The following is an 18,592-nucleotide window of genomic DNA, read 5'->3' on the forward strand; positions in this document are numbered from 1 at the left end:
TTGAAAAAGAAAAAACTCCTCATTCGTATAGGTTCATTACGTCATGGTGGTGCAGAAAAAGTATTAATCAACTTTTTGAAAAACCTTCCTTCTGATAAATATGAAGTAGATCTTCTGGTGAACCTATATTCAGGATTATACATTAAAGAAGTTCCGTCGTGGGTAACTTTATACTATCTGACAAAAGGAGAAATGATAACGACCAACAGGCCGCAGGATATTCCTGTGAAAGCTTACAGGGTTCTTTATCAGAAAATGTTTCTCTGGTTCCCTTCTCTTCTTTATAAATTTGTTTTAAAAAATAAAAAATATGATGTAGAGATTGCAGCTATTCATGCAATGCATCAGGAAATACTGTCCAGCCCTCAAAAAGATTCCAAAAAGATTATCTGGGTACAGAATGATATTTTCAATTTAAAAGAATACACTCCGGAAGTCATCAGACAGTTTTTTAAGTTTGACAGAATTCTTGTGATCTCTAACAAACTTCAGGAGGGAATGCACAATCTGGCTAAAAATGAGGCTGAAAAGGCTTCTGTAATCAAGATTTTTAATCCAATAGACAAGAATGACACATTAAGAAAGGCCGATATTGAAGTCAATGATTATCCTTTCAACAGTGACCTTCCTACTTTTGTAACGGTGGGAACGGTATATCCTCAGAAAGGGTATGACAGATTGCTGAACGTTCATAAAAAACTGATCGATGAAGGATTGAAACATCAGCTTCTGATCATTGGTGACGGCTATGATTTTGACAAAACTCAGGATCAGCTCAATACACTGGGGCTTCAGGATACTGCAAAAATGCTCGGTTTCAGCAGTAATCCGTACCCGTATATGAAAAAAGCGGATTTCTATATCATGTCTTCCCGACATGAGGGATTCCCTACGATCATTGCCGAAGCGCTTATCCTCAACAAACCTATTTCTGCAACGGATATTTCCGGTATCAGAGATCTTCTGCAGGATGGAAAACTGGGCAATATCACCCCAAATTCCGAGGAGGGAATATATGAAGGAATGAAAAAGTTTCTTACCGATAAAAATATAACTGAAGAATATAAAAAACAGATCTCAGCAACAGAACTGCCGTTTGTGCTGGAAAAATCCGTGGAACACCTTCAGAAAATAATTGATGAAGTATAAAAACATTGACAATGGCTGATTATTCTATCATTCAAAAAGACTTTTACCGGGAAAGCGGAAAGTGGCTTTCAACATTTCAGATCTGGAAAAAATGTATTAATCCCAATCTCCATTTTGTGTACATTTTGAGAAAGGCTCAGAAATATCAGGAGAATCCTCTTTTGAATATTTTCTGGAGAATTGTATTAAGACATTATCAGATCAAATACGGATTTCAGATTTATCCTGAAACTCAGATCGGCGAAGGTTTTTATCTGGGCCACTGGGGAAGTCTTGTCATCAACCCGAAAACAGTTATTGGAAAAAACTGTAATATCGCACAGGGAGTCACCATCGGCCAGCAAAACCGTGGAAAAAATGAAGGTTCCCCAATTATAGGTGATGAAGTATGGATAGGCACCAATGCCGTTATTGTAGGGGCTATTACTATTGGGAATAATGTGTTGATAGTTCCTAATTCTTATGTCAACTTTGATGTTCCTCCCAATTCTGTTGTTATAGGAAACCCTGCAAAAATCATCCCTACCCCTAATGCCACAATGGATTATATCAACCGTAAAGTGCAGTAATTCCAGCCACTTATAGTAAAAATTCTACTTGCATTTATCGGTAATTTCGTGTACATTTGTAAAAAAGGCATTGTTTAGTTATGAAATAACGATATGATTGTCCGGCTTTAAAATCTGGATGGAATCAATTCTTCAATGTTACTTGTTCTGAAAAAAATCGCTTAATATTAAAAACACAACCCTGGCTTATTACTAATTTAAAAAAATATTTTTTTGATGAAAGAAACACACCCTCATTATTCCCATTCTTTATCTGCAATATCAGCTCTATAGTTACGTTTTCTACACTCATTGAAAATTTAAACGGAAAGAAATAACTCTCCATATGTAACTGTAGCAATTTATCTTTCAAAAGTTTCTTTTTTGAGTTGATACAATATCTGTAAACCGTAAGAATTATTATCTAACATTAATTCTTCTCATGCAACACATGACTCTGATATTCAGCAGACTCTCATCCGGAAGACCCTTAAGAAAGATTATTAAAAAATGATCTTAACAGCCCTGAAAACATATATACAACCATGCTCAAAAAAATAATTCCAATTCTTCTCATTATAATATACCTAACAGGTTTTTTGGTTTCATTCCCTTATATCTTTGATAATCTGTTCGGGGCCGAAAAATTGGATAGTATCCGAAATATTTTTGAGTATGGAATTATGTTTTGTTCGTTTCTTGTATTCAATGCACTTCTTTTTAAGAATAAGTATACGTCTGTAATTGCTGTTATTCTCTGTTTACTATTAAGCATTAACTTTCTGATATCAGTATCCTGTTTTCTTATCTACCATTCCGGATTTAATGTAGGAATGGCTATCAGTATTCTTGAGTCTAATCCTGATGAGGCAATGAGTATGTCTTATATGTTTATTCTTCCTGGTATTTTGTTTTTCGTTTTTCTGGGAATGGTACTGTACTCTGTGAATTACCTAAAGAAAAATATAGTCAAGATTGATGCTAAATTTATCATCATTGCATTACTGTGGCTTATTTTACCATTCGGGTATCACCTTAAACATACCTATGTAAGCAATAAAGGAGGTGGTAAGATGATTAAGAATGTTTACTATCATTTATCCGATTTCAATACCGCTTTGAATATACAAAGAGACATTAACGCAATCAAAAAGAATGTTCCGGTTTTCAATATCAAAAAAATACAGCCCGGAATAGAAAACGTAATTCTTATCATTGGTGAGTCTGAAAGAAAGCAAAATATGTCATTATATGGCTACAACAAGAAAACTACTCCTTTTACAGATGAGCAGGCCGAAAATATGATGATTTTCGACAATGCTGTTTCTCCTGCAGGAATTACCAACCTAAGTGTTCCTTTAATGCTGTCCAGCATTCATCCGGATGAATTCAGATACCGCTATGACAAACTATCCTACAACATCATCAATCTGGCCAACCAAACCGGATATAATTCTTTCTGGCTCAGCACACAGGCGAGCGCAAGAGGAATAACAGCCATCGCTTCTATGTCTAAAAATAAAAAATGGGTAAACGGCTATGATGAAGTGATTGTTCCTGAACTGGAAAAGGTCATTCAGAAAAAAGAAAATAAATTTGTGGTTCTCCACATCATGGGAAGCCACCCCAATCCATGCAACAGACTTCCTCCCAACTGGAATTCTGAGAATCTAAACTGCTATGACAGTTCCATAAAATATACAGATTATGTTTTTAATAATATTTTCCGCACTTTGAAAAACACCAATTCTGTAGTCATCTACGCTTCAGATCATGGACTAAAAATACAGGGTGACAAATTACTGCATATAGACTCTAAAGAATCTACCCAGGTTCCGTTTTTTGTATGGTATGGTGATCAGGTTCCTGCAGCATATAGGATCACAGGACATGAAACCAAGCAGACCCAAACGACTTACATCTATCCTCTGATTATGAAATACATGGGCCTTGAGGTACCTCAGCATTATAAAAATGAAGGAAATAAATATTTAAATTTAGAGATGAAAAGTATGGAATATGGAGAACTGCCAGAGTAAATATTCCCTCTTGTGAAAGAAGAATTATCTTACAGCTATTCTTTTATTGATACAATAAGCAGTCAATAGATTAGGGACCCAGCACAACCATGCAACGGCAATATAAGAATTGTCAGGATCACCGGTTATATTTGTCAGCAAAGGATACCACAATCTCAGTGTCACCGCAGCAAAAGTACAGGCGTAACTGTAAATCATGAACTGTTGATGCATTACAACATTCCCTTTTCTTATCTGCCCAACCGCAGCAAGAGTTGTCATCAGCCAGATACATCCCAAACTAATAAAGCCCATTGCAGAAATCAGTCCGCCATTAGCATAAAAACCCATATAAACAGCGGATACAGAACTTATAACCACTGAAATTACGTAGATACTTCCGATTTTTCTATGAATCCTGATATATTTATTCCTGAATGAGCTACCAAACTGACGCCAACCTATAAAAAGAGCCACCCCCCCGAAAATAATATGGGCAAAAAAAGCTGTTTTCCAGATAATATTATAAAGTACTTCAGGAGATTTGGAACCTAAAAAGGTATGTTTGTGTTCCACAAAAGCATAAATAAGAGGATAAGCTCCAATTAGTAATGCCAGCACACACATGATTACAAACAGTAATTTTTTCATAGAGATCTGATTAAATTTTTTTGTAAAAATGAGGATTATAAAAGCTTCATCTGTTCCAAAATGAAAGGCGGCACCTATTTATAAAATACTCATAATAAGCTGCTTGACATGAAATCATCAAAATATCAGCAATAAGTTATTCCATATGGATACTTTGGCTTTTTAAAAACTCCGTTGGTGAACAATTCATATAATTTTTAAAATTTCTATTAAAAGAAGTTTTGGAATTGAACCCACAATCAAAAGCTAATGAAAGAATCGTGTATTTTTGGTTTTCCGGAAGCACAACAGTACGCTTAAATTCTTCAATACGCTGTCTGTTGATATAATCATAAAAGTTTTTATGCTCCATAGAATTAATAACCTGAGACAAAAGATTGGGATGAACATCTAATAGTCTGGCAACAGCGTTCAGATTAAGTTCCGGGTCTTTGTATAGCTTTTCCTGTACCATTTTATACACAAGTTTTTTATAAATAGATTGTATAATCTCATCTCCAGGAGAATTTTTCTGATATTTAACAACTTCATTATCAGTCTCTTTTTCATCCGGTATATTAGTAATAACCGGTATATCTAAAATCCCTACACGACTGATTCCAAAGTAAGCCGCCACTACAATAAAGAGAACAACTAAGGAAAAAATAAGAATATCATTTCTTATAATCACGGCTATCCATATCAGAGCTATCCCTGCAATAAGATAATACAGCCAGTTCAGATTGATTTTCTCAGTATTGGAATATTGGTTGGATATACCTTTTGTATATCTTCTGACAGCAAGAAGGCTTAAAGAAACATATATTATTCCTGATAAGATCATAAGATATTTGAGGATCCTGCTCAATAACTTATACCTGTTATTTCCGCTCTGATAAGCAGCAAGTCTATCCCATGGAGACAACATCAAAAGCTGGGATAGTAGCAGGCAGATCATCAGAACAGGAATACCATGCAGCAGCCATATCTTTACACCTGGATTTTTTCCTGTAACACACAGAACATACAAATACAGCATTGGCCCGTGAATAAAAGGAAAAATAACTTCATATCCCAGGAAATAAGGAAATTTCAAATAGTTACCAGAAAAAAACAGAATAAATAATATGAGATGTAGCCCTATAATCAGAAACCATGCAGCCAATACATAATCTGCCATTATTTTTTTACGCTTTCCTATAATCAGAAGAGAAGAGAAACAAGCAGCAAAAACTCCTGCCAGATAAAATATTGATGGTAAAGATTGTAATCCAGAATCAGACATTCAGTGAATAGATTTATCAAACCTTTAAATTATTCATTTTTTACACAATGTGATCGTTTTTTAACAACTCTTCTCAAGCATATTAAAAAATACGGATAAATAATTAAGAATATTTTAATTCACAAATCTCAAATTTTAATTTATACTTCGTAATTTTATCATGTTTTTTAAACGTTTGGATTACCATATAGAGCCTAATGGCCGTAAAGCAAAGTATATCGGAATATTAGATATGATTTTAAGCATATTTTAATATTAAACTTTGTTAAAAGTGATTGACTTTTTAACAAAAAGTATATTTTTGCACAATTATTGATTTAGTCTATTGATTTTGGAAATAATTTAAACGAAATAAATAATTATAAACTTTTAAAAATTTAAAATTATGTCACAATCGTACGAGGTTATTTTTGAAAACAACAAAAAATGGGTAGAATCCAAAGTAGCTGAAAATCCCAGCTTCTTTCAGGAACTTGCAAAAACTCAGCATCCGGAATTCCTTTACATAGGATGTTCAGATAGTAGAGCTACTGCAGAAGAATTGATGGGAGCAAAACCGGGTGAGGTATTTGTTCACAGAAACATTGCTAATGTTGTCAATACTTTAGATATGAGTTCCACAGCAGTTATTCAATATGCTGTAGAACATCTGAAAGTAAAACACATTATTGTATGTGGACATTACAACTGTGGTGGTGTAAAAGCAGCGATGACTCCTCAGGATCTGGGATTATTGAATCCCTGGCTGAGAAACATCCGTGATGTTTACAGATTACATCAGGTAGAGCTGGATTCTATTGAAGACGAAAACAAGCGTTATGACAGACTTGTAGAACTTAATGTTCAGGAGCAGTGCATCAACGTGATCAAAATGGCCTGCGTACAGGAAAGGTATATTTTAGAAGAACAACCTATTGTGCACGGCTGGGTATTTGACCTTAGAACAGGTAAGATCATAGATTTGGAAATTGATTTTGAGAAAATTTTAAAAGACATCCAAAAGATCTACAACCTTACAAGTTCAGATTGGGTAATGAGCAGAAAGACGAAGTAGTTTTTCTAAAAAGAATGTAAAATGAAATTCTGGAGTATTATTGTATTAACGTTTTTTCTGAATTTTACAGCGCTGCCAGGCATTGCTGCGGTAGCGGGCTGGGATATTGCAAGAACGAATATCATAATCAACGAAGAAGAACCACATTCTCACCCGTCTTCATTTATTGTTTACGAAAAGACGATTCCGAAACCTTTAGATGTTTTCGACTATCTGAAGTTTTCTGAACCTGACACTCAGGGCATGTCTTTTGTGCTGATAGATGATTCTTTTCATCTTTCACCCTTACTTACTATATTTTCTCCCCCTCCGGAAGCGTAACTCCTATAGTTAGATTTTTTTGATACTATTTCCATATCATTTTTTGATATCGGATACCCATGTACTTTAAAAATTATTTTTTCTCAACTCTTATAATTGACTTATTTAAAAACAAATAAGGCGGTTATACTTTACAGCTTCACATTATGAAAAAGACATCATTAATAGGAGGAATCAAGGAGAATTTTCCTTCAGGACTCGTGGTATTTTTAGTAGCACTTCCGTTGTGTTTAGGAATTGCTTTAGCATCAGGTGCTCCCCCATTATCCGGTATTATTTCCGGTATTGTAGGTGGCCTGGTAGTAGGAACAATCAGTAATTCTAATATTTCAGTTTCCGGGCCTGCAGCGGGTTTAACGGCAATTGTTTTAACAGCTATAACAGATCTTGGCGCATTTGAACTTTTCCTTTGTGCAGGGATTATTGCGGGACTTATTCAATTGATTTTAGGATTTGTAAGAGCCGGGAGTATTTCCAACTATTTCCCGAATAACGTGATTGAAGGAATGCTTGCCGCCATAGGAATCATTATTATTTTAAAACAGATTCCGCATGCTTTAGGATTTGATAAAGATTATGAAGGTCATGAATCTATCTTTGATAATGGCTTAAATTTCGGATATTTTACAGAATTATTTGGAGCGATCCATCCGGGAGCTATCGTTATCACTTTGATTTCTGTAGCTATTCTTATCGCATGGGATAAAATCCACGTTCTGAAAAGACTGAAAATGCTTCCGGGAGCTTTGGTTGCAGTAATTGTAAGTATTCTGTTGAATCAGCTCTTTAAAATGTCCGGGAGTTCTCTGGCTATTGAAACCCAGCATTTGGTTTCTTTACCTGTTCCGCAGTCTTTTGATGATTTCAAGAACCTGATTACCACTCCTGATTTTAATGGTTTTACCAATCCTAAAGTATGGATCGTAGGTGCTACTATTGCTATTGTAGCCTCTATTGAAACGTTACTTTGTATTGAGGCGTCAGACCGATTAGACAGACAGAGAAGAATTACGGATACCAATCTTGAGCTTAAAGCTCAGGGAATCGGGAACCTTATCAGCTCATTTATCGGCGGGCTTCCAATGACGTCTGTTGTGGTAAGAAGTTCTGCCAATGCTAATGCAGGAGCAACTTCTAAAGTTTCAGCTATTATTCACGGGATCTTTTTATTGATCTGTGTACTTTCTATTCCTGTTATTTTAAATTTAATTCCATTAGCTACTTTGGCTGCGGTATTAATTTTAGTAGGATATAAATTGGCAAAACCAGCTACATTCAAGCATTTCTGGCATTTAGGAAAATTCCAGTTTATCCCTTTTGTAGCAACGGTTGTAGCTGTTGTAGCAACAGATTTATTAAAAGGAGTAGGAATCGGTCTTACCATCTCTGTTTTCTATATTCTTCAGGGAAATATGAAAAGAGCTTATTATTTAAGCAGAGAAAGGCTGGATGATGCGGATGGAATTAACATAAAACTGGCTGAAGAAGTTTCATTTTTAAATAAGGCAGCTATCAAAAAAACACTTAAAAATATAAAACCAAGTTCTACAGTCATCATTGATGCCAGAAGCACTTCTTACATTGCAACAGATGTACTGGAAATGATTCAGGATTTTGCCAATATCCGCGCAAAGGAACAGGACATCAACGTCGAACTTCTAGGCTTTAAAACTTCATACAGAGATTACGAAAGAAGTGAGGACTCCCATATTCTGGTTACTCACAAAAGAGCCATGTAATCTCCATTTATAATTAATTTTTTTAACTTTAAATTTGATAATAATACATAACATGAAAGCACATACATACGAAACCCAGTCTACAATCACTCCAGAGAAAGCATTAGAATTCTTAAAAGAAGGAAATCAAAGATTTGTAAACAACCTTAAGGCAAACAGAGACCTTCTTGAACAGGTGAATGCTACCCGTGAAGGGCAGTGGCCGTTCGCTGTAGTTTTAAGCTGTATAGACAGCCGCACTTCTGCAGAGCTTATCTTTGACCAGGGATTAGGAGACGTTTTCAGTATCAGAATTGCCGGTAATTTTGTTAATCAGGACATTCTTGGATCTATGGAATTTGGCTGTAACGTTGCAGGCTCTAAACTTATTGTAGTTTTAGGACACACGAAATGCGGAGCCTTGAAAGGAGGTCTTGACGCAGCACAAATTGAAGGATTGGGAATGGATAATCTTAACCACCTGATCAATCATTTCAACCCTATCATCGATGATATTATCGAAGAGAATGAGGAACGCTCATCAAAAAACAGCTCGCTTCTGGAAAGGCTTAATCAACAAAATGTAAAAAATGCAATTGATGATATCCGTAAACAAAGTTCAACACTTAAAAACCTTGAAGCAGAAGGTAAAATTAAAATTGTTGGGGCCAATTACGATGTTGAAACAGGTGCAGTAAGTTGGTTATAAAAGATACACTCATTAAATTTCAATTATAATTTACAGAAAATGCCATCGAAATTCGATGGCATTTATTTTTTATCATGATTTAGATCCGGGCAAATAAAAGTGAGACTCTCCTGTTACCTGGAATCTGCTATCTGTTTTCTATTTCCCATTAAAGGCAGACATTGTATTGTTCAAGCCTGCAAAAACGAAAGAAAGGCTCGCCTTGGAAAAAGTTTCAATTCTTTCTGTAAGCTTTTCTGATTCTTCTTCATTCCAGGTTCCTAATACATAATCTACCTGCCGCCCTGCAGAAAAATCAGCAGAGATTCCGAAACGCAGCCTTGCATAGTTTTGAGTCTGCAGTACTTCATTAATATTTTTAAGCCCATTATGGCCCGCATCAGACCCTTTTCCTTTCAATCTTAAAGTTCCGAAAGGTAAAGCCAGATCATCTGTAACGATCAGTACATTCTCCAAAGGAATATTTTCTTTCTGCATCCAGTATTTCACAGCATTTCCGGAAAGATTCATATAAGTATCAGGTTTAAGGATAAAAACTTTTCTGCCTTTATGTTTTCCTTCTGCCAGCCAGCCAAAGTTGGAGGTATTGAATGGTACTTCAAGAGTTTCCGCTATTTTTTCAGCTACTTTAAAGCCTATATTATGTCGTGTATTTTCATATTCTGAGCCTTTATTACCAAGCCCAACGATTAAATATTTCATCAGAAATTTTTTGCAAAATTAAGGGATAAAAAATAAAAAACTCAACCTTATGAAAGATTGAGTTTGAATATTGTTAAAAAAGTCTTCTATTGTGGTTTGTAGATGTAATTAACGCCATATCCTTTTGTCATATAAGTCTGAGGATCATAAACGTAATTGGTACTCTTTACAATCGGAGTTGGGATAGGTGGCGAAAGATCTGTCACCGACCATCTCTTAGGATTGTTTGGAGATAAAATAAGACTTTCTTTATCATTGATTACTGTAGATAATAGTCTTGAAATCTTGTATACATGTGGCAACAAAGTGAACGGGCTCACCTGATCGTCATAAGCGTAGTATTCATAGCTGTACTTTCCTGTAACAGCACCGAATGCACCTCCAGTCATTGTTCCATAGTTTCTTACCACTTTAGATACATTGTCTCCTACATATGTGTAAGCTGTTTTAGAGTAATCTGTGAAAGCAAGTGGCACTCCTGCTACATCCGGACCATTCTTCATGATGATAGAATCAAGTTTCCCAGTAGCTGTACTATATTTAATAGTATAAAGGCTTTTCTCTTTTTTCAGTAATGTCTGCGGACCCGGAGTAGTTGCCGGTGGTACTGGCGGAGGTCTTCTGAAGATAGCACGGTTTTCAGAAATCAATTGTAGCTTGCTATTGTTTCCGTAAGTGAATAACTGAGTGTATGATACACTGTCTTTATCCAGTTTTCCGTTTCCGTCAAGATCCAAAAAGCCGTTGAAATTAATCTGGCTGATTTTATCTCCACTATACATAATATTAGTAATTGAGGCACTGTCTGTGATTACTTTGGTCACAAGAAGTCCGCTATACTGATATTCTGCGATAGTATCTTTATCTGTAATTTCTCTGTATAATGCTCTGGGGCCGCTTAATCCTCCTGTATTGTTAAGATCTAACAATGGATTTCCATCCTCATCCAGCATATCCTTGCAGGAATGTATTGAGGAGAACCCTGCGATTAGTAAAATAAAATAGAAAATTTGCTTCATTTCCTTGTAATTGATTATTTTTTTGACAAATATAATTTTTTTTTACCTAAAAATTATATGATTATGTTATATTCTGGTAAGATTAATAATTATCTTTCTCTTATAAATTTTTATAAGTAAAAGTAACATTCTGATTTTTTTCAATCACCACATACCCCTGATTATCATAAGAATAACTCTGAGCTGTATTAACAGGAGCAGTCGGTGACGGCAGTTCTATGAACATTGAAGTAGGATTATTCGGAGAAGTCTTATAGAATTGAGCCGGGTTTATCAGACTTCGTGTGATGAAATACACCGTTGGAAGTGTAGAGTAAGGGCTTTTCTGAGAGTCATAGTTCTGAAAGCTATACTTGCTTACCACTGCTGTACCCATATTCGGGGCTCCATTGATATCCAATATTCCTTTGGAACAAACTACCTGAATAACATTTTCTCCGTTATACGTAAATGTATAGTCTATAAACTTGTTATAAGCACTGATTCCGCCTTCTTTTCTCTTCTCAAGAATCTTAGTAAGTTTATTGGTAGTTGGATTATAAGTAAAAGTATAGTCACTTATAACAGAGGCTGCTGGAGTGGCACCCGTTGTAGTAGAAGTGGCATTGTAAATCTTTTTACCTGTAGCATCAGGAACAATATTAAATTCATAAGCAAGACTTGATGCGGCTGAACTTACATATTTAATTTTAGTAATATTTTTATTGGTATACGTTATCGTTCCTGTATAAAAAGCACCTGAAGCAGATTCATCTTTAGAGACTGCAGTCTGTAGATCTCCGGTCACTGCTGCTGTAACATATTCTTCCTGAGAAATATTATTGGCACTAACCTTTGCTAAAACCTTTTTAGGCGGCGGTCCATCATCAGGGTTCGGGATAGATTCTGTGGGATCTGAAGTAGTAGTACATGCTGTCAGAAGCCCAAGAAAAGCAATACCGGCAAATATTTTAAAAAAATAGTTTTTTACCATATAGAATTTTTTTAGCTTGCCCAAATATAATTCAATTTTCGATAATACACTTCAATTTATATGGACAAATTCACAAGAAATAGAGTTAATAAACAAAAAAAATCTAAAAACATAACGTTTTTAGATTTCTAATTATTGTATTATCATAAAAATTAATAAGGCTGAAGGATAGATGTTGTCAAAACGGATTGTGACATATCACTGTTAAGATAAGTAGCATCAACAGCTTTTCCTATTCCAAGAGTTGTTCCTGAGATCGCTCTTTTAATGCAGGCCACTTTCACACTATATTGGTTTTTAGGAGTAAGATTTGCAAGAGTAGCATTAAGATTAAAAATCTTGTATGCACCACTATCTCCTAATAAAACATCTGTTCTTACCGCTCTAAGTTTGTCATCTATAAAAATACCGCAGGCAAAACTCGCAGAACTTGTTCCTGTTTTTTGAACCGTAGTCTGAAAAGAAAATGTAGCTTTATTCACCATATTGGTTACAGAAAATGTATCCACTGCTCCGGGAAGCACAGTCCAGTTCCCTGCTAAAGCATCACCATCGTTATAAGGAGTAGTAGCTCCGTTTGGTGCAACAAAAGTAACTCCTGTTTTATCAGCAACGGTATTAATTGAAAAAACAGACATACTTCCCTGCCCATCTGCAATTTTTATCGCCTTCCAGTCATTTGTAATCAGTTCTGCGTTATTGTGAAATATATCACCTGCTGTTCCGGCAGATCCTCTCAGTACATCTGTACCTCCTGTTCTTAATTCTTTTCTAACATTCAGGTCTCCGTTTATATCCAGCATATTAGTCGGATTAGGAGTGTTAATACCCACTTGGGCAGTAGTTGCAACAGCTAACAGAAGTGATGCTACAAATAATATTTTTTTCATAATCCGCTTTAGTTTATAATGGTGTTAAACACTTCTGGAACTTCATACACATCTACTTTAAGAGATGACTGTGAAATAAAGCCATTAATATTACTATATACATTAGTACCTATCGTAAGGGTATTGCTGGCTGCTCCATAAGAACCCAATCTTGTACAGGCCACATCTACGGTGTGATCTCCTTTCGCAAGATTATCTACAATACCAATCTGAGTATGGGTAAGAAAAGGATATGAAGTACTGATTGCTTTTAAGTTTCTCTGTCTCAGATTCACCAGTTTGTTGTCTACAAAAATACCACAGGCATAATCTATTGAAGTATCTGTAGACCCTACTGCTCCGAAGTCTGCCTGTACAACAGTTTCAAATTGAAAATAAGCCTTGCTCTGAGTACTGAATACACTGATCACCTGCGAAAGATTATTTATTTTTTTAAAATTAGTAAGACTGCTGATCTCTTTTCCTTTGGTAAAAGTCCCTCCTCTTGAGGCCAAACTTACTGAGGAATCATCAGAAGAAGTAAATGAAATCCCTACTTTATCTGAAAAAGAGTTGTTGTAGATCAGATAAAATTTATTAGGCTCATATTCAGGAATACGAAGTGATTTCCAGATCGGGGCATAGCCTTCTCCCTGGGAAACCAGTAATTGGTCGTTATTTCCTTGAGAAATTGAGTTATCTGTAGCGTTAAGGACCGCAATTTTATTTCTGAAGTTAAGATCTCCGTTCACATCAAGATTTGCTTTTGGAGCCTCTGTTTTTATTCCTACCTGAGCTGAAATCAAAAGCCCAATGGTCAGAAACAGTGTTGATAATAGTTTTTTCATCATTAGTTTGTTTTATAGCTCACGTATTCAATAACGTCCATTTTCATTGTAGATTCCAAAGTAAATGCACTGGAAGCTCCATTTGAAGCCTGTACATCACGTCCGATAGCAAATTGTGATGTAGAATTTGAAGTATCAATTTTTCTGCATGCAATCTCAATCGTATGCGCTCCAACGGGAACGTTCTGTTCGGTATAATTAAGGGTAAAGATATAGTCCTGAAGACCATTTTTTCCGCTGTTGTTGTTGGAAGCAATTCTATCCGGGCGTACAGCTACCAGCGTTCCATTTCTGAAAACACCGCAGGTAAATCTTACACTTTCTATTGTAGTAGACGTAGGTGCTTTTATTTCAACTCCTGTCTGAAATTGATAGGTAAGTCTGTTTTTACCATTTTTGATGGTAAAGGTATTTTTAAGACCATCAATCTTTTTCCAGACTCCTTTTGTTGCATCAGTAATATTATCTCCAACACTGTTTTTATAAATACCATCACCAGCAGTACCATTGGTAAGTGATATAATACCAGCTTGATCTGACGACAGATAAGAGTTGATCAACTTATACTGTCCCTCTTCCATAAAGGAAATGTTCAAAGACTTCCACACGGGAGGCAAACCCTCCCCCTGAGAAACCAAAACCTGGCCGTTTAACCCGGCATTTCCAGCCTGAGTTGAAGTCCCGCCTACTCTAAGTTCTTTTCTTAAGGTGGTTTTTCCATTCACATCAAGAACAGATTTAGGTTTCGTAGTACCTATTCCCACCTGTGCATTGGCATAGAATGAAAGAAGTCCAGCCACGCAGCAATATATAATTTTTTTCATAATAAGGACTGCAAAGGTACACAATGAAGTCCTAAAAATTCCAGTTACATATCCATAAACCTATAGAAATAAACACATTACAACATAGAATTAATCACACATAAAAGTAGAATTATTTCTACATAACTCCACTTTTTACATTTAAAAAAAATCCATTAACGTCTCAAACCCTTACTGTACGGGAATCCACAGAATATTTTTAATCATTAAAAAGTGATTTTAAACCCCTTACAAAGGCCTTAATTCCCTTCTCAAGGAATATTACTCAACAAAAACATGATAACAATCACAAAAAAGCGTATAAAAATTTAAGATTTTTATACGCTTTCTACTCCTTTTACAGATTTGTTTACAAAAAACAAAACCTATAATTTAATTATGTTCAATAATAGCTTTCAGTAATGTATTGACCTCATCTACATTTTTTATCCTTTCTTTCCTCATCATCAGCTGATTACCTTCTTTTCCGGACTTTTCTTTAAGCTGGGCTTCGGCAGGATTTCGGGTTAGATAATTAATAATATGTCTGAATCTATCCGTCTGGTAGAATTTATCCTGAGGATTCCCCGGGAAGTACCCTAAGAACACTCCGTTTTTCATAACAATCTTCTCAAAACCGATATCAGCAGCAAGCCATTTCAGAGAAACGCTTTTCAACAGATTGACTGCTTCTTTCGGCAATGCTCCAAAACGGTCAATCAGCTCAAGTTCAAACTGATGAAGATCTACTTCATTATTAATTTCTGCAATTTTCTGGTATAGCATTAATCTTTCTTCGGTATTGGAGATATAGAAATCAGGCAGCATCAGCTCAAGGTCAGTATCGATATTGACATCTTTTACAGATTTGAAAAGCTTTTGTCTGTCTTCCTCGTTTTCAAACAGACTTTCAAAGTCAGCATCATCTTTCAGTTCTTCCAGTGCTTCCTGCATTAGTTTCTGATACGTTTCAAACCCCATTTCATTGATAAACCCGCTTTGCTCAGCACCCAAAAGGTCACCGGCACCACGGATTTCAAGGTCTTTCATTGCAATCTGGAAACCGCTTCCAAGATCAGAAAACTGTTCAATGGCTTCCAGACGCTTTCTGGCATCCGAAGTCATCATATCATAAGGAGGGGTAATCAGGTAACAAAACGCCTTTCTGTTGCTACGTCCTACCCTTCCTCTCATCTGATGGAGATCTGCCATACCAAATCTTTGTGCATCATTGATGAAAATAGTATTGGCATTTGGGACATCCACACCACTTTCTACAATGGTTGTAGAAACAAGGACGTCATATTTTCCTTCCATAAAATCAAGCACATTCTTTTCAAGCTGCTTTCCTTCCATCTGTCCATGTCCTGTAATCACTCTTGCATCCGGAACCAGTCTCTGAATAAGTCCGGCAATATCTTTCAGATTTTCAATCCTGTTATTAATGAAATAAACCTGTCCATCTCTCTGAAGCTCATAAGAAACGGCATCACGAAGAATCTCTTCATTGAATCCAATTAACTGTGTATCTACAGGCTGCCTGTTAGGCGGTGGTGTTTTGATAACGGATAAATCCCTTGCGGCCATTAATGAGAACTGTAAAGTTCTCGGAATAGGAGTAGCTGTCAGCGTAAGCGTATCAACATTATTTTTAAGTGTTTTCAATTTATCCTTTACGGAAACTCCAAACTTATGCTCCTCATCAATAATCAGCAGACCCAGATCTTTAAACTTCACGGAACCACCTACCAACTGATGTGTTCCAATGATAATATCCACTTTTCCATTCTTTAAAGCATCTAAGGTTTCTGATTTTTGTTTCGCCGTTCTGAATCGGTTTACATAGTCAACATTTACAGGAAAATCCTTAAGTCTTTCTTTAAAACTTCTGTAATGCTGAAAAGCAAGAATGGTTGTAGGAACCAAAATCGCAACCTGTTTACCGTCTGTTGCTGCCTTAAATGCCGCACGAATTGCAACTTCTGTTTTACCGAAACCTACATCACCACAAACCAGTCTGTCCATAACAGTATCAGCTTCCATGTCTTTCTTTACATCTATTGTTGCTTTTTCCTGATCCGGAGTATCTTCATAGATAAAACTTGCCTCCAGTTCATTCTGAAGATAAGAATCCGGTGTATAAGCAAAACCTTTTGCTGTTTTTCGCTGTGCATATAATTGAATAAGGTCAAAAGCAATTTGTTTTACCTTCGCTTTCGTTTTTTGTTTCAATGATTTCCAGGTTGGAGAACCAAGTTTGCTCAAAACGATTTCTTTTCCATCCGGTCCGTTGTATTTTGAAATCTTATGCAAAGAGTGAATACTTACATATAATAAGTCTCCGTTTTTATAAGTTAGCTTAAAACATTCCTGAATCTTACCATCATTATTCACTTTTACCAGCCCCATAAATTTTCCTATTCCATGATCAATATGGGCAATATAGTCTCCAATCTTTAAAGACATCAGGTCTTTCAGAGTAAGCTGTTCTGATTTTGCAAAAGTATTTTTGGCTTTATATCTCTGATAACGGTCAAATATCTGGTGGTCTGTATACACAAGCAGCTTGTGCCCATTATCTACAAATCCTTCATGCAGTTCAGATTTAAAGCTTTTAAAAGGAAGTTCGTGTTCAAGTTCTTCAAAGATAGACTCCAGCCTTTCTTTCTGTTTTTCTGTTGAAAAGGAGATCCATGTATCAAACCCACTATGTTGCTTTTCTTCGATATCCTCAATCAGCAGTTCAAAGTTTTTATGAAAAGACGGCTGTGGAAGCTGCTCCATTTTGACTTCAGTAATCTCCTTCAATCCTTCAATCACTGATCCACCAAAGTCAACTGTTTTGAATTTTTTATAATCAAATAAAAACTCCTGATCAGAAATAAAAAGTTCCTGAGGAGTTCTGTGGGCAATATCTTTACTTAATGTATCATACTTTTCCAGGGACTTTTCATAGAACGTCCTGATCTTCTGCATTCCTATCACTCCATTTTTAGAAACCACAAAACTTTCATTGGGCAATAGCTGCAGCAATGACACTCTGCTGCCTGTAACAGAAAAATTCATATTGGAAACCAATTGAAAATCCTTTACTTTATCTACAGAAAGCTGAGTTTCGATATCAAAAGTTTTAATACTTTCCACTTCATTACCAAAGAATGTAATCCTATATGGTTTTTCATATGAATAAGAAAACACATCTACAATTCCCCCTCTTACAGAAAACTCTCCCGGTTCTGAAACAAAATCAGCCTGCTGAAAATGGTAATGAGTAAGCAGTTCGTCTACAAAATCGAAATCAAGCTGATCTCCTACTTTTATATGATGAGAAATGGCTTTAAAATCTTCTTTTTTCAGCACTTTTTCAGACAAAGCTCCGGCATAGGCTACAATGACTTTCGGAGATCTCCCGGAATTGATTTTATTTAAAACTTCAGTTCTTAAAACCAGATTGGCATTTTGTGTTTTTTCCACCTGATAAGGTTCAAGATGGGTAGCAGGAAAATACAGCACCTTATCCTTACCAAGAAGGTCTTCCATTTCTGTATTAGCATACAATGCATCTTCCTTATCATCTACCAGATAAAGAATATTTTTCTTTTGAACCAAAAAAAGTTCAGCCACAAAAACAGAAACTGAAGATCCCGCACTTCCTTTCACAGCAATATGCTGACCGTGTTCTAACTGAGTGAAAATTTCTTTCCCGAACTCTTTCTGCATCAGATCTGGAAGAAACTTTTCGTTGATGGATTTTAATTGCATAAATAGTAATGATATAAACGACAAAAGCGATTTCGGGAGTTTTCCGAAACCGTTTATGATATACAAAGGTACGGATATTTTTTTCTTCCGATTAAACCAGGATTGACTTTCTGATTCAAAATGAATGATTTAGCTAATAAATCTTAATTTTTTACAATTTTATCTAATAACCCGTTAAAAAAAT

The 18,592-nt window shown here is 35.7% G+C and carries 16 protein-coding genes; 7 read left to right on the forward strand and 9 right to left on the reverse strand.

The genetic code is table 11. The features are described from left to right. From SFA27_RS21495 to SFA27_RS21505, 3 genes are all read left to right on the forward strand, one after another. A complete protein-coding gene (locus SFA27_RS21495; RefSeq protein ID WP_407294778.1) occupies nucleotides 1-1,149 on the forward strand; it encodes a glycosyltransferase in 1,149 nt (382 codons plus the stop codon). 11 nt (nucleotides 1,150-1,160) lie between these two features. Then, nucleotides 1,161-1,718: a serine O-acetyltransferase gene (locus tag SFA27_RS21500; RefSeq protein WP_407294780.1), complete on the forward strand. Its 558-nt coding sequence runs from the start codon at nucleotides 1,161-1,163 to the stop codon at nucleotides 1,716-1,718. A 626-nt stretch (nucleotides 1,719-2,344) separates the two neighbouring features. Then, nucleotides 2,345-3,736, forward strand: a complete 1,392-nt coding sequence (locus SFA27_RS21505) for a phosphoethanolamine transferase (RefSeq protein ID WP_407294782.1) — start codon at nucleotides 2,345-2,347, stop codon at nucleotides 3,734-3,736. A gap of 24 nt (nucleotides 3,737-3,760) precedes the next feature. Here SFA27_RS21505 and SFA27_RS21510 read toward each other — a convergent pair whose 3' ends face one another. Next, a complete protein-coding gene (locus SFA27_RS21510; RefSeq protein ID WP_047376476.1) occupies nucleotides 3,761-4,366 on the reverse strand; it encodes a DUF2306 domain-containing protein in 606 nt (201 codons plus the stop codon). 136 nt (nucleotides 4,367-4,502) lie between these two features. Next, nucleotides 4,503-5,630: a helix-turn-helix domain-containing protein gene (locus SFA27_RS21515; RefSeq protein WP_407294786.1), complete on the reverse strand. Its 1,128-nt coding sequence runs from the start codon at nucleotides 5,628-5,630 to the stop codon at nucleotides 4,503-4,505. A gap of 385 nt (nucleotides 5,631-6,015) precedes the next feature. On the opposite strand from SFA27_RS21515, the gene SFA27_RS21520 reads away from it, so the two are divergent. The 4 genes from SFA27_RS21520 (at nucleotide 6,016) to SFA27_RS21535 (ending at nucleotide 9,432) form a co-directional block, all read left to right on the forward strand. Further along, on the forward strand, nucleotides 6,016-6,684 hold the full coding sequence (locus SFA27_RS21520) for a carbonic anhydrase (protein WP_047376472.1): 669 nt from the start codon (nucleotides 6,016-6,018) through the stop codon (nucleotides 6,682-6,684). 21 nt (nucleotides 6,685-6,705) lie between these two features. Beyond that, a complete protein-coding gene (locus SFA27_RS21525) occupies nucleotides 6,706-7,005 on the forward strand; it encodes a hypothetical protein (RefSeq protein WP_047376470.1) in 300 nt (99 codons plus the stop codon). A 146-nt stretch (nucleotides 7,006-7,151) separates the two neighbouring features. After that, nucleotides 7,152-8,744 (forward strand): SulP family inorganic anion transporter, encoded by a 1,593-nt coding sequence (locus tag SFA27_RS21530; RefSeq protein ID WP_047376468.1) that lies wholly within the window; start codon nucleotides 7,152-7,154, stop codon nucleotides 8,742-8,744. 52 nt (nucleotides 8,745-8,796) lie between these two features. Beyond that, the gene (locus SFA27_RS21535) at nucleotides 8,797-9,432 is read left to right on the forward strand and encodes a carbonic anhydrase (protein ID WP_047376466.1); all 636 of its coding nucleotides are present in this window, start codon (nucleotides 8,797-8,799) and stop codon (nucleotides 9,430-9,432) included. A 138-nt stretch (nucleotides 9,433-9,570) separates the two neighbouring features. Here the strand turns inward: SFA27_RS21535 and pth are convergent, their stop codons facing one another. The 7 genes from pth to mfd all read right to left on the reverse strand — a co-directional run bounded on the left by pth (nucleotide 9,571) and on the right by mfd (nucleotide 18,408). Next, the gene (pth, locus tag SFA27_RS21540) at nucleotides 9,571-10,134 is read right to left on the reverse strand and encodes an aminoacyl-tRNA hydrolase (protein WP_047376464.1); all 564 of its coding nucleotides are present in this window, start codon (nucleotides 10,132-10,134) and stop codon (nucleotides 9,571-9,573) included. An 86-nt stretch (nucleotides 10,135-10,220) separates the two neighbouring features. Continuing rightward, nucleotides 10,221-11,153 carry a hypothetical protein gene (locus SFA27_RS21545; protein WP_047376462.1) on the reverse strand — a complete coding sequence of 311 codons (933 nt, stop codon included), beginning with the start codon at nucleotides 11,151-11,153 and terminating at the stop codon, nucleotides 10,221-10,223. Nucleotides 11,154-11,253: 100 nt separating this feature from the next. Continuing rightward, nucleotides 11,254-12,126, reverse strand: a complete 873-nt coding sequence (locus SFA27_RS21550) for a hypothetical protein (protein ID WP_407294792.1) — start codon at nucleotides 12,124-12,126, stop codon at nucleotides 11,254-11,256. Nucleotides 12,127-12,278: 152 nt separating this feature from the next. Then, entirely contained in the window at nucleotides 12,279-13,016 is a 738-nt protein-coding gene (locus SFA27_RS21555; RefSeq protein WP_407294794.1) for a hypothetical protein, read from the reverse strand. An 8-nt stretch (nucleotides 13,017-13,024) separates the two neighbouring features. Further along, the gene (locus SFA27_RS21560) at nucleotides 13,025-13,843 is read right to left on the reverse strand and encodes a hypothetical protein (protein WP_407294796.1); all 819 of its coding nucleotides are present in this window, start codon (nucleotides 13,841-13,843) and stop codon (nucleotides 13,025-13,027) included. A gap of 2 nt (nucleotides 13,844-13,845) precedes the next feature. Beyond that, a complete protein-coding gene (locus SFA27_RS21565) occupies nucleotides 13,846-14,667 on the reverse strand; it encodes a hypothetical protein (protein WP_047376455.1) in 822 nt (273 codons plus the stop codon). Nucleotides 14,668-15,039: 372 nt separating this feature from the next. After that, entirely contained in the window at nucleotides 15,040-18,408 is a 3,369-nt protein-coding gene (gene mfd, locus SFA27_RS21570; RefSeq protein ID WP_407294800.1) for a transcription-repair coupling factor, read from the reverse strand. Between the last annotated feature and the right edge of the window lie 184 nt (nucleotides 18,409-18,592).

Origin of the sequence: Chryseobacterium sp. HR92 (assembly GCF_045689405.1) — a bacterium.
Lineage (GTDB): Bacteria > Bacteroidota > Bacteroidia > Flavobacteriales > Weeksellaceae > Chryseobacterium > Chryseobacterium viscerum_A.